Annotated in this window: 8 protein-coding genes; 4 read left to right on the top strand and 4 right to left on the bottom strand. The window is 69.1% G+C overall.

Annotated features, from left to right (window positions below):
• Positions 1-13: 13 nt before the first annotated feature.
• Positions 14-1,648 (bottom strand): glycoside hydrolase family 43 protein, encoded by a 1,635-nt coding sequence (locus tag OG734_RS42680; RefSeq protein ID WP_330293994.1) that lies wholly within the window; start codon positions 1,646-1,648, stop codon positions 14-16.
• A 455-nt stretch (positions 1,649-2,103) separates the two neighbouring features.
• Between OG734_RS42680 and OG734_RS42685 the strand changes: the two genes are divergently transcribed.
• The 3 genes from OG734_RS42685 to OG734_RS42695 all read left to right on the top strand — a co-directional run bounded on the left by OG734_RS42685 (position 2,104) and on the right by OG734_RS42695 (position 6,618).
• A complete protein-coding gene (locus tag OG734_RS42685; protein ID WP_443065022.1) occupies positions 2,104-3,765 on the top strand; it encodes a glycoside hydrolase family 27 protein in 1,662 nt (553 codons plus the stop codon).
• Positions 3,766-3,829: 64 nt separating this feature from the next.
• Positions 3,830-5,260, top strand: coding sequence for a glycoside hydrolase family 43 protein (locus OG734_RS42690; protein ID WP_330293995.1), 1,431 nt, complete (start codon positions 3,830-3,832; stop codon positions 5,258-5,260).
• A 53-nt stretch (positions 5,261-5,313) separates the two neighbouring features.
• Positions 5,314-6,618: a cellulose binding domain-containing protein gene (locus tag OG734_RS42695; RefSeq protein ID WP_443065023.1), complete on the top strand. Its 1,305-nt coding sequence runs from the start codon at positions 5,314-5,316 to the stop codon at positions 6,616-6,618.
• 238 nt (positions 6,619-6,856) lie between these two features.
• On the opposite strand, the gene OG734_RS42700 is transcribed toward OG734_RS42695, so the two are convergent.
• The 3 genes from OG734_RS42700 to OG734_RS42710 all read right to left on the bottom strand — a co-directional run bounded on the left by OG734_RS42700 (position 6,857) and on the right by OG734_RS42710 (position 10,123).
• Positions 6,857-7,798 carry an HpcH/HpaI aldolase/citrate lyase family protein gene (locus OG734_RS42700; RefSeq protein ID WP_330292744.1) on the bottom strand — a complete coding sequence of 314 codons (942 nt, stop codon included), beginning with the start codon at positions 7,796-7,798 and terminating at the stop codon, positions 6,857-6,859.
• A 40-nt stretch (positions 7,799-7,838) separates the two neighbouring features.
• Positions 7,839-9,056 carry a CaiB/BaiF CoA transferase family protein gene (locus tag OG734_RS42705; RefSeq protein WP_330292745.1) on the bottom strand — a complete coding sequence of 406 codons (1,218 nt, stop codon included), beginning with the start codon at positions 9,054-9,056 and terminating at the stop codon, positions 7,839-7,841.
• Positions 9,057-9,196: 140 nt separating this feature from the next.
• Positions 9,197-10,123, bottom strand: a complete 927-nt coding sequence (locus tag OG734_RS42710; protein WP_330292746.1) for a LysR family transcriptional regulator — start codon at positions 10,121-10,123, stop codon at positions 9,197-9,199.
• A 183-nt stretch (positions 10,124-10,306) separates the two neighbouring features.
• Here OG734_RS42710 and OG734_RS42715 point away from each other — a divergent pair, with 183 nt between their 5' ends.
• The gene (locus tag OG734_RS42715; RefSeq protein ID WP_330292747.1) at positions 10,307-11,752 is read left to right on the top strand and encodes a CitMHS family transporter; all 1,446 of its coding nucleotides are present in this window, start codon (positions 10,307-10,309) and stop codon (positions 11,750-11,752) included.
• The last annotated feature ends 86 nt before the right edge of the window (positions 11,753-11,838 follow it).

An 11,838-nucleotide genomic window follows, 5' to 3' on the forward strand; every position in this document is an offset into this window, starting at 1 on the left:
TCGGTGGACCTATTCATGGCGTGGCCAGCTCGAACCGTGTGCAGCGGACCGCACCGCCGAGTGCTTGCGTGGCGTGGTTGAAGAGGGCGAATCGGTAGCCCATGAAGAACCGCCAGTCGTTGCCCAACGAGAAGGCGGGTCCGAGGCGGGTGAAGGTGGTCCCGTCGGTGCTGTAGGAGAAGGTTCCGGGGCGTCCGGCGCCGGGTCGGATGTCCGCGTTCGCGCGCAGCCAGACGCGGCTGCCCGAGACGGCCGCGCTCGCGACCTCGGTGCCGGTGCCGGTGGTGTTCCAGTTGGTGTCCATGGTCAGCCCGTTGACCATCACCACCCGCGTCGTTCCGCCGTCGCGTTTGACGCCGATCCAGGCGGAGGAATCACGCAGCAGCGCGAGTCCGGCCCGGTCGCCGTCCCGCATCGCCGAGAAGTCGAGCTGGACGGTGGCGGTCGAGGTGGGGCCCTGGATCCGGTGGGTGAGGGTGTTGCGGGCCCAGTAGAGGTCGTTGGTGACGGTCGCGGTGCGCAGGGTCAGGCCGTTGTTCACCGACCATTTGGTGTTGTCCGGGTTGTGGTTCCACTCCCATCTCGGCTTGAGGGCTGTGCCGTCGAAGGTGTCGACGCCGGTCATGGGGGTGACCTGGCGGGGCGGAGGGGGCACGGCCGGGCTGGGATACGTGGTGCCCCACGCGCCGTTGACGAGCTGCACGACCGGCCAGCCGTCCGCGGTCCAGGTGACCGGCGCCAGGGCGGGCATCCGGCCACCGGGGTACGCGTCGACGAAGGCCAGGTAGTACCAGGCGCCGTTCTGCGTCTGCACCAGCCCGCCCTGGTGCGGGACGCCACCGCCGGGGATCGGTCCGCGAAGGTCGAGGAGGACCTGCCGCATCGTGTAGGGACCGAAGGGGCCGCTCGACGACTTCAGGATGTACTGGCCGTTCGCGGGGCGGGTCAGGAAGATGTAGTACTGCCCGTTGATCTTGTAGAAGCGGGAGCCCTCCAGGGTGCCCACGCTCGACGGTGTCGTGAACACCTGCTGGGTGCGGACCTGGTTGCGGCCGTCGGGCGAGAGCTGGGCCACGCTGATCGTGCTGTTCCCGTACGCCACGTAAAGGGTGTCGTCGGTGTCGACGAGCAGCCCGGCGTCGTAGTAAGGCGTGCTGATCGTCGTCAGTCTGTTCCACGGACCCTCGGCGGCGGTGGCGGTGTAGACGTACGTCCGGGCGAAGTCGATCTGGCCGAGCCAGTAGAACGTCCTGTTGCTCGGCCGGTAGGCCAGCGACGACGCCCAGATACCCCGGACGTAGCCGCGGGCACCGTTCAGGTCGTACTTGGCGCCGAAGTCGAGCGCGGGCACCGAGTGACCGGCGATCTCCCAGTTGACCAGGTCGTACGACCGCAGGACAGGCGCGCCCGGTGAGTAGTGCATGGTCGAGGCCGAGGCGTAGAAGGTGTCACCGACGCGGATGACGTCGATGTCCGCGAAGTCCTGCCAGATCACGGGGTTCGTGAAGGTCGCCGCGGCAGCGAGAGCCGGCCCCCGGGCGGAGGTGGTGCCGGCGGCCGCTGTCGGAGGGAGCAGGGCGCCGGCGGTCAGGCCGGTGGCGGCCGTCAGTGCACGGCGACGGGAGAGGACGTGATGGGTCCATGACATCTGCACGGGTGGCGTTCTCCTTCTGTGGCCCAGCCGTTGGTGGCTGGAGGTGTCCGGAGGTGCCCTGCTGGTTCGCTCGGAGCGGCTGCTCTGTATACGAGATGTCGAACGCGGATCGGCTTGTCGAGCATTCTGGATGATAGAGGGCCGGTGAATCTCGTCAATACCTCTCGCATGAATCGAAGACGGCTTCGAAACATTCGAAGATATTTGATCCCATGTCACCGCAGCCCAGTTGCCCGGATGATGTGGATGCGCCACCTTCCATGAGTGTGTATGGCCGGATCGTGGAGGCAGTGCGGTGATGGGTGTTGACATGTTCGACGGTCTCCCTAGTATCCGTGGAGCCGTAGTTTCCGAATGGCTCACGAAATTTCGAACCATCATCTCTCTGTCTTTTCAGTGTCATGGACGTGACATTGATCTTTCGTGTCACCCGCCCATGGCGCCCTTCCATGAAGGAGCCCTTGGTGCCCAGAAGGTCAGGCGGACGACTGCTCCGCCTCCTCGCGACCATCGTGCTGACGGTCACCGCTTCCGTGACGGCTTCCGTGCACTCCACCGCCTCGGCCGCGCCAGGCAGCCCGGCGCTCACGCCACCACTCGGCTGGAACAGCTGGAACAGCTTCGGGTGCGGGATCACGGAGGCGCAGGTTCGCCAGGCCGCCGACGCGATGGTGTCCTCGGGCATGCGCGACGTCGGCTACCGGTACCTGGTGGTCGACGACTGCTGGTTCGACCCGCAGCGCGACGCGGCAGGCAACCTACGGTCCAACCCGACCAAGTTCCCGGGTGGGATGAAGGCGCTCGGGGACTACATCCACAGCAAGGGGCTGAAGTTCGGCATCTACCAGGTGCCGGGCGAACGCACCTGCGCGCAGACCAGCGGCGGCTATCCCGGGTCGACGGGCAGCAGGGGGCACGAGGCCCAGGACGCCGCCACGTTCGCCTCGTGGGGCGTCGACTATCTCAAGTACGACTGGTGTTCCTCCAGCGGTACCCGCGACGAGCAGGTCGCGCGGTTCACGCTGATGCGCGACGCCCTGCGTGCCACCGGGCGGCCGATCGTCTACAGCATCAACCCCAACAGCTTCCACGCCATCACCGGCTCCACCTACAACTGGGGTGAGGTCGCCGACCTGTGGCGGACGACCGAGGACCTGCTCGACATCTGGCAGAACGGCAACACCAACAGCTATCCGATGGGCGTCGGCAACGTCCTGGACGTCACCGCACCGCTGGCGGCGCAGTCCGGTCCCGGACACTGGAACGACCCGGACATGCTGGTCGTGGGCCGTCCCGGCCTGACACTGACCGAGTCCCGCTCCCACTTCGCCCTGTGGTCGCTGATGGGTGCCCCGCTCATGGCCGGCAACGACATCCGCACCATGTCCGCCGACGTGAGCGCGATCCTGCGCAACCCGCGTCTGCTGGCGGTGAACCAGGATTCGCTGGGGGCGGGCGGGCGCAGGGTGCGCGACGACGGCAGCACCGAGGTGTTCGCCAAGCCCCTGTCCGACGGCTCGGTCGCGGTGGGCCTGTTCAACCGGGGAGGCAGCACCGCGACGGTCACCACGACAGCGGCACAAGTCGGCCTGGCGGGCGGGTCGTTCACCCTCACGGACCTGTGGACCGGCGGCACGTCGAGCACGTCCGGACAGATCTCCGCGAGCGTGCCGGCGCACGGCGTGGCTGTGTTCAAGGCGACCGGTGGCAGCCCGCTGGCCGCCGCCACCTCGCGGCTGCGCGGCAACGCGTCCGGCCGCTGCCTGGACGTGGACAACGCCTCCACCGCGGCCGGGGCCACGGCACTGGTCTGGGACTGCCACACGGCTGCCAACCAGCTGTGGACCACATGGGCCGGCGGCGAGATCCGCGTGTTCGGCGACAAGTGCCTGGACGCCTACAACCAGGGCACAGCCAACGGCACCCGGGTCATCACCTGGTCCTGCAACGGCCAGGACAACCAGAAGTGGACCGTCGGCTCCGACGGGTCGATCCGCAACGTCCACGCCGGGCTGTGCCTCGACGTCGACCGGGCCGGCACCGCCAACGGCACCCCGCTGGTCCTGTGGGCCTGCGACGGCCGGGCAGGCCAGAAGTGGAGCCGGTCGTGAGGCAGTCGGGTTCCTCTCCGACCGGCGGCGATCACCCGTCGGCCACGACCTCACGGAGGCGATGATGATCCCGGTCCGGACCTCACCCGCCACCGGCACGAGGCTCGCCCGGGCGATCGCCTGGACCGTGGCCCTCGTGCTGGCGTTCGCCGTCGTCCCCGCCGCTGTGCAGCCCACGGCGGCCAGGGCCGACAACCCGATCGTGCAGCACGTCTACACCGCCGACCCGGCCCCGCTGGTGTACAACGGGCGCGTCTACCTCTACACCGGACACGACGAGGACGGCTCCACCTACTTCACCATGAAGGACTGGCGGGTGTGGTCCTCCGCCGACATGGTCAACTGGACCGACCACGGCTCGCCGCTCAGCCTGGCCACCTTCAGTTGGGCGTCCGCCGACGCGTGGGCGGGCCAGGCCGTCCAACGGGGCGGCAAGTTCTACTGGTACGTGCCGGTGAAGACCCGGGCGACCGGCCGGATGGCAATCGGCGTGGCGGTGTCGGACAGCCCCACCGGACCGTTCCGGGACGCCCTCGGCCACCCGCTGGTGGAGAACGGCGAGTTCGACCCGACCGTCTTCATCGACGACGACGGCCAGGCCTACCTGTACTGGGGCAACCCGAACCTGTGGTACGTCAAGCTGAACACCGACATGACCTCCTACTCGGGCAGCCCCACCAGGATTCCGCTCACCACCGCGGGGTTCGGCACCCGTACCGGCGACGCCAACCGCCCGACGCTGTTCGAGGAAGGGCCGTGGGTCTACAAACGGGGCGGCCTGTACTACCTGGTGTTCGCGGCCAAGTGCTGCTCGGAGTTCATCGCCTACTCCACGGCCCCCGGTCCGACCGGCCCGTGGACCTACCGGGGAACGGTCATGCCCACACAGGGCGGCAGCTTCACCAACCACCCGGGGGTCGTGGACTTCAAGGGCAATTCGTACTTCTTCTACCACAACGGCGCGCTCGCGGGCGGAGGCGGCTACACCCGTTCCGTCGCGGTGGAGAGGTTCGCCTACAACGCCGACGGCACCATCCCCACGATCACCATGACGAGCACGGGTGCTCCGCAGGCCGGCACGCTCGATCCGTACGTACGCCAGGAAGCCGAGACGATCGCCTGGGGTTCCGGGATCGAGACCGAACCGGCCGGCGAAGGCGGAATGAACGTCGGCTGGATCGACAACGGCGACTCCATCAAGGTCAAGGGCGTGGCCTTCGGGGCCGGTGCCTCATCCTTCGCCGCACGCGTCGCCTCGGCCAATGGCGGCGGCACCGTCGAAGTGCGCCTGGGCGGTCCGAGCGGGCCGGTCGCGGGGCGGTGCGGTGTGCCGAACACCGGTGGCTGGCAGGCCTGGACGACGGTGACCTGTCCGGTCAGCGGCGCCACGGGGACCCAGGACCTCCACCTTCGGTTCACCGGCGGCAGTGGCTATCTGCTCAACATGAACTGGTGGCAGTTCACCCCCGTCGGCGCTGTGACCGCACGACGGTGACCCGGGCCCCTGTCTGCACATGGCGATGATCCGACAGAGAAAGGGAATTTGACATGAGAGGGACAAGATTTCCCTTATGGGGCGCCGTGCTGGCGGTACTGCTCGGCCTGACCACGGGGGGAACGGCACTGGGCAGCAGCGCTCACGGCGCGGACGCGTTGCTCACGTCCCCCGACACGGTCACCGCGCGCGCCGACGCCGCTGCCCCGACCGCGGGATGCGGCAAGGCCCCCGCCCTGACGAGCGGAACGTACACGATCCAGAGCGGCGGCAAGAGCCGGACCTTCATCCTGCGGGTCCCGGACGGCTATGACCGCAACCACGCGTACCGGCTGGTCCTCGGGCTCCACTGGCTGGGCGGCACCTCCACCGACGTCGCCACCGGCCGCACCGTGGAGACGGGCACCTGGGCCTACTACGGGCTCCAGCGACTGGCGAACAACAGCACCATCTTCGTCGCACCCCAAGGCCTCAACAACGGCTGGGCCAATGCCGGTGGGGAGGACGTCACCCTCGTCGACGACATACTCAGGCGCATCGAGACGGACCTGTGCGTCGACACGACACAGCGCTTCGCCCTGGGATTCAGCTACGGCGCCGCCATGTCGTACGCACTCGCCTGTTCCCGGGCGACGGTCTTCCGCGCGGTCGCGGTCCAGAGCGGCGGGCAGCTCAGCGGATGCAGTGGCGGCACCCAGCCCATCGCCTACCTCGGGGTGCACGGCCTCAGGGACAACGTCCTCGGCATCTCCGGCGGACGGTCGTTGCGGGACAGATTCGTCAGGAACAACGGCTGCACCGCCCAGAACCCGCCGGAGCCGGCCCAGGGCAGCCTGACGCACCGGGTCACCACCTACTCGGGCTGCTCGGCCGGGCACCCGGTCGCCTGGGCCGCCTTCGACGAAGGACACATCGCCGCTCCGCAGGACGGGGCCGCAGGTGACAGCGGATCCAGGACCTGGCTGCCGGCGGAGGTGTGGAAGTTCTTCACACAGTTCCAGACCTCCGACCCGTCGCCGGGGACGGCGACCTGCCGGGTCGCCGCCGCCGTCAGCACCTGGAACACCGGCCTGACGTCGAACATCACCATCGCCAACACCGGCACCACCGCGATCGACGGCTGGTCCCTCGTCTTCACCCTGCCCGCCGGCCAGACCGTCACCTCCGGCTGGAACGCGGACTACTCGCCCGCCGCCGGCCAGGTGACGGCCAGGAACGTCGCCCACAACGCAACGATCGCTCCAGGCGCGTCCGTCGACATCGGATTCCAGGCGACCCACACCGGCAACACCGCTCCGCCGAGCTCCTACACCCTCAACGGCACGGCCTGCGCCATGACGGTGAGCGCGCCGAAGTGACCCACGGTCCGTCGAAGCCCGACCTGGCGCTCTCCGCCGCGTCGTAGCCGAGCAACAACGGGAACACCACTGCCGGGGGCAACTCCGTCGTCCAGTGGACGCAGAACGACGGCTCCCCGCAGCAGTGGACGGCCACCGCTCTGGACCAAGATCGGCTGAATGCACCGGAGGGCGGGCCCTTGGCCCGTCCACCGGCTCATGCCGGGCGAGGGTGAGTGTCCGTCAGGGGACGCTGAACCTAGCGGGTCCGCGGCTTCGACGAGGAACTCGTACGGGCCACGCGAACCTGCGCCCCTTGCCGTTCGAGCACAAGGCGGGCCGTACGTGCCATGGCCTCGTCGACCATCTCACCGTGGAAAGTCACGGCGCCCGTCCCTTCTTTCTGCGCCGCTTCGACTGCCGCGATCAGCTCTGCGCAGCGGGCGAGTTCGGCGGAGCCGGGAGAGAACACCTCGTTGATCACGGGGACATGGGAAGGGTGGATCGCCATCATGCCCTCGTAGCCGAGGGAACGATTCTGTTCGGCGAAGGCGCGCAATCCCGGCAGGTCGCCGATGCGCGTCCACAGTCCGCTGACCGGGCACGGCACTCCGGCTGCCCTGGCGTCCAGCAGAACGCGGGCGCGCAGTGCCACCGTTTCGGTTCCCTCAGGGCTCCAGCGGTAGCCGACGGTGCGTTCCACGTCGCCGCCGGGGGCGCTGAGAGCGCCCAAGTAGGCGATACGCGAGGCGGCTTGGGCGATGTCGTAGGCCTCGCGCAGGCCGCGCGCCGTCTCCAGCAGAGGAACCAAAGCGACCCGTCCCGGCGGCAGGTCCTGTTCCTGTTCGCACCAGCCCAGCAACCGGTCGGCAAGCCGCACGTCCTGGGCGGAGCGGACCTTGGGGAGGACGACACCGGCGAGCCCGGGCCGTACGACCGCCCGCAGTTCCTCGGCTCCAGCCCAGTCGTCCAGCGGGTTGACCCGGACGAACAGCGCCATCCGTCCCGCCTGCTCGGGTGGCGCGGCGGCCTGTGCGACGGCGTCGGCCACCTGTGCACGGGCGGCGAGCTTGCCGGAGGCGGGCACCGCGTCCTCCAGGTCGAGGATGGCCGCGTCGGCGCCCGCCGCCCGGGCCTTGGGCAGCCAGTCGGTTCTGGTGCCGGGGACGAAGAGCAGGGAACGCAGCTGGGGCCGGTCCATCGCTCCCGCGGCCACTTCGGCAGGGCTCGTCGAAGAATCCCTAGATGACATCGCTCTTCTCCAGGTCGGCCAGCTCGTCCGCGCTGAGTCCGAGCCACTGCCCGTAGACCAAGTGGTTGTCCTGCCCGAGAGCGGGCCCTGTCCGCCAGATCCGCCCGGGGCGCTGCCGGAAATGCGGGATCACCGCCTGCATACGCACCGGACCGAGATCGGGGTCGTCGACGGTGACGATGTCCTCGCGTTCGGCGTACACGGGGTCGGCGGCGATGTCCGCTGCGTCGAACACCCGTGAGGCCACGACTTCGGCACGGGCGAACTCCTCCAGGCACTCGCCAGTGACGCGCTCCGCCACCCAGTGCCGCAGCTTCTCGTCCAACTGCTCGCGTCGGTCGTGCTGTTGCTGAGCCGTGGTGAACTCCTCCTCGGGGAGCCCCAGCAGGCGGGCGATGTTGCGGACCGATCGCAGCGTCGCGGAGGTCACCGTGATCCACTCGCCGTCGCGGGAGCGGTAGGTGTTGATCACGGCCCCCGGGGCGACCGCCAACTGGTTGCCGGAGCGTTCGGGTACTCGTCCCAACTGGTCGTGGACGATGACCTGCCACTCGACCAGACGGAACAGGGACTCGAAGAGAGCGAGGTCGATCCACTCGCCGTCGAACCCGGGGTCGTGGTCGCGGCGGTGGAGGGCGGCGAGGACGGCGTAGGCGCCCATCAGGCCGGTCACGGCGTCGCCGTGCGAGAAGCCGGTGTGCACGGGCGGGCCGTCGGGAAAGCCGGTCAGGTGGACGACTCCGCTGCGCGCCTCACCCACCTTGCCGAATCCGGGGGCGTCCGCCTGTGACGAGGTGGCGCCGAAGCCGGAGATCTGCAGCAGCACGGCCCGGGGGTTGATCCGGTGCACGGAGTCCCAGTCGAGTCCCCAGCTGCGCAGGCGTCCCGCGCGCAGGGTGACGATGACGACATCCGCCCAGGCGACGAGCCGGTGGGCGACGAGTCGGCCGGCCTCGTGGTGCAGATCGAGGGTGACCGAGCGTTTGTTGCGGCCGGCGACCTTGAACCACAGGGGAACACCGTCACGTTGGGGCCCCATGGCGCGGGCCGCGTCTCCGGCGCCGGGGGGTTCCACGTGTACGACGTCAGCCCCTTGGTCGGCGAGCATCGAGCCCGCCAGCGGACCGGCCACCACATGGGCGAACTCGACCACTCTCAGCCCGTGCAACTGCCCGCTTCCGGTGGTGTTCCGCTCGTCATCCGACACCGCTGAGCTCCCTTGCCCTGCCGTTTCCGTCGCCGTTGTCTTCAGACTGCCGGAGCGCAGAAATGCCTGTCGAGCAACAGACAGCCATCAATCAATGCGAAAAACGCATGAATAGAGGAAGGTCGGCACGGTACGCGGCCTCAGGCCCACGTAACCCCGGGCGGAAGTGGACGCGCCTGGAGGCGGAACTCTTCGAGCGTCTCCAGGAACCGCTCCGTCACGGTCGGGAGCGTTCGGCGAGCGCGCAGCGCGACGTCCAGGCGCCGGTGCACCACGGGGTCCACCAGAGGACGGCAGACGACGGGTCCGGCACCCATCAGCGGGAGCACGAGGGCGGGCATCGCCGACACCCCGAGGCCGGCGGTCACCAGTCCCCCCACGGTCGCGATACTGCCCGCCTCGGCCGCCGGTGGCGCGTGCGCGTCGATCTGGGCGAACGCCGCGTCGGTGAGCCGGCGCACGCTCGAGTCGCGCCCGACGGCCAGGAACGGCTGACGAGCCAGGTCGTCCCAGGTGATCTCGTGGCGGTCGGCGAGCGGATGGCCTTCCGGGAGCACCGCGACGAAGCGGTCCCTGACCAGGGGGCGGTGCTCCAACTGGTCCGGCGGGTTACCGACGGTGGTGATCGCGAAATCGGCGTCGCCGGTCAGGACCCGGTCCAGTACCGACCGCTCCAGGCCGTCGAGGAGTCGTACCGCCACCTGTGGCCGCCGCTCACGGAAGTCGGAGATCACCCGCGGCAGGAGCACCGCGGCGACGGAGGGAAGAGTGGCCACGGCGACCGTTCCCGACTCGCCGAGCAGGTATCGCCTGAGCTCCTTCATGCCCGCCCGGTGAGCGTTGACGATCTGTTCGGCGACACGCAGGGCCTCGACGCCCGCCGCGGTCAACTGCACGTTGCGGGTGTCCCGTTCCAGGAGCTGGACGCCTAGGTGTCGCTCCAGATCCGCGACCGCGCGGCTGAGCGAGGACTGGGACACGTGCATCTCCGCTGCGGCCGCGGTGAAGCTCGCGGCCCGTGCTACGGCCGTATACGCCGCCAGTTGACGCAAGGTGGTGGCCTCCATGGCCGACGAGCATAGAGCGCCCCCGCTTGGATTGATGCGCTTAACGCATGGACAGATCTCGGTTTGATGCTGGACACCGATCCGCCGGTGCTTCGAAACTCTCGCGTAACACCTCGGTCTGCCTCCCCCGCCCAGCCCCGTCCACCGCCGCCGAGGGCCGTCCCCGAGAAAGCGAGCGCCGCCATGCTGGCAGCCCTGGGCTTCGCCACGATCGCTGTCCTCCTGCTGCTCACCATGACCAAACGCGCCTCGGTACTGGTCGCTCTGATCCTGCTTCCGGTGCTGGCGGCACTCATCGGCGGTTTCGCGGGCGATCTGGGCGAGCTGATTCTCGGTGGGCTGTCCAAGGTGGCCCCCACCGGCATCATGATCGCCTTCGCGGTCCTGTACTTCAGCCTGATGGTGGACGCCGGGCTCTTCGACCCCCTGATCCGCGGCCTGTTGCGCGTGGCGCGTGGCGACCCGTTGCGGATCACCGTCGCCACAGCCGTCCTCACGCTGTGTGTGGCCCTGGACGGAGACGGTGCCTCCACCTTCCTCATCACCGTCTCCGCGCTGCTGCCGGTCTACAAGAGGCTCGGTATGAACCCTCTGGTGCTGTCCGGAGTGGTCTGCCTGGGCGCGGGCGTGATGAACATGGTCCCCTGGGGTGGCCCGACGGTACGAGCCATGGCGGCACTGAAGCTGGACAGTTCCGAGGTCTTCAACCCCGTGCTGCCCGCGATGGGCCTCGGCGTCGCCTGGGTGCTGGTGGCCTCCTACCTGCTCGGCCGCCGGGAGCGCAACCGTCTTGCCGCGCTGTCTCCGCAGGGTCCGGCCAGGGACGTGCGCGAGGGCGAGGATGAGGAGGAGCGCGACGACCGTGAACCCGCCGCTTCGGCGACGGTCACGGCGACCACGGAACCCGAGTCGATGCGGCACGCCACTCCCGTGACGGCTGACGGGGAGCTTCAGGCCCTCCGGGCTCCTGGGGACGGGCCCGGTACCGTCCGGATCCCGCCGCTGCCGCGGACCTGGTTGAGCATCTTCAATCTCCTGCTCACCATCGCTCTCGTGGTCTGCCTGATCCAGGAAGTGCTGCCGCTTCCGGTGCTGTTCGTCCTCGGGTTCGCGATCGCGGTGCTGGTCAACCACCCCACCTGGGAACAGCAACAGGCGCTGCTCGACAAGCACGCCAAGAGCGTGGTCCTGGTCACCACGATGATCTTCGCGGCCGGCGTCCTCACCGGGATCCTCACCGGCACCAGGATGATCGACGAGATGGCCGAGGCGCTCGTCTCCGTCGTTCCCGACTCCTTCGGCTCGCACCTGCCCGTCGCGGTGGCTGTCACCGGTATGCCGCTGAGCCTGGTCTTCACGCCGGACGCCTACTACTTCGGCGTACTGCCCGTACTCGCCGAGACCGCACAGGGCTTCGGCACGGACCCGGCCGAGGTCGCCAGGGCCGCCATTCTCGGCCAGATGACAACGGGGTTCCCGCTCAGTCCGCTCACCGCGTCCACGTTCATCCTGGTCGGCATGAGCGGTGTGTCGCTCGGCGAACACCAGCGCTTCATCTTCCGCTGGGCCTTCGCCACCACCCTGGTCATGACCGTCGGCGCCCTGCTGACCGGTGCGTTCCCCCTGTGACCGGTGACCCGGGCCTGAGCGGAGACCCCGCCGGCCGTGGGCTCCCGGCAGCCACCGCACATGCCGCTCGGACCTCCAACGTGCCG

Origin of the sequence: Streptomyces sp. NBC_00576, assembly GCF_036345175.1 — a bacterium.
Taxonomy (GTDB): Bacteria; Actinomycetota; Actinomycetes; order Streptomycetales; family Streptomycetaceae; genus Streptomyces.

What these genes read in the sequence shown, in the direction of transcription:
- OG734_RS42680 (WP_330293994.1), bottom strand. Translation starts at nt 1,648, where the DNA reads ATGTCATGGACCCATCACGTCCTCTCCCGTCGCCGTGCACTGACGGCC.
- OG734_RS42685 (WP_443065022.1), top strand. Translation starts at nt 2,104, where the DNA reads ATGAAGGAGCCCTTGGTGCCCAGAAGGTCAGGCGGACGACTGCTCCGC.
- OG734_RS42690 (WP_330293995.1), top strand. Translation starts at nt 3,830, where the DNA reads ATGATCCCGGTCCGGACCTCACCCGCCACCGGCACGAGGCTCGCCCGG.
- OG734_RS42695 (WP_443065023.1), top strand. Translation starts at nt 5,314, where the DNA reads ATGAGAGGGACAAGATTTCCCTTATGGGGCGCCGTGCTGGCGGTACTG.
- OG734_RS42700 (WP_330292744.1), bottom strand. Translation starts at nt 7,798, where the DNA reads ATGGACCGGCCCCAGCTGCGTTCCCTGCTCTTCGTCCCCGGCACCAGA.
- OG734_RS42710 (WP_330292746.1), bottom strand. Translation starts at nt 10,123, where the DNA reads ATGGAGGCCACCACCTTGCGTCAACTGGCGGCGTATACGGCCGTAGCA.
- OG734_RS42715 (WP_330292747.1), top strand. Translation starts at nt 10,307, where the DNA reads ATGCTGGCAGCCCTGGGCTTCGCCACGATCGCTGTCCTCCTGCTGCTC.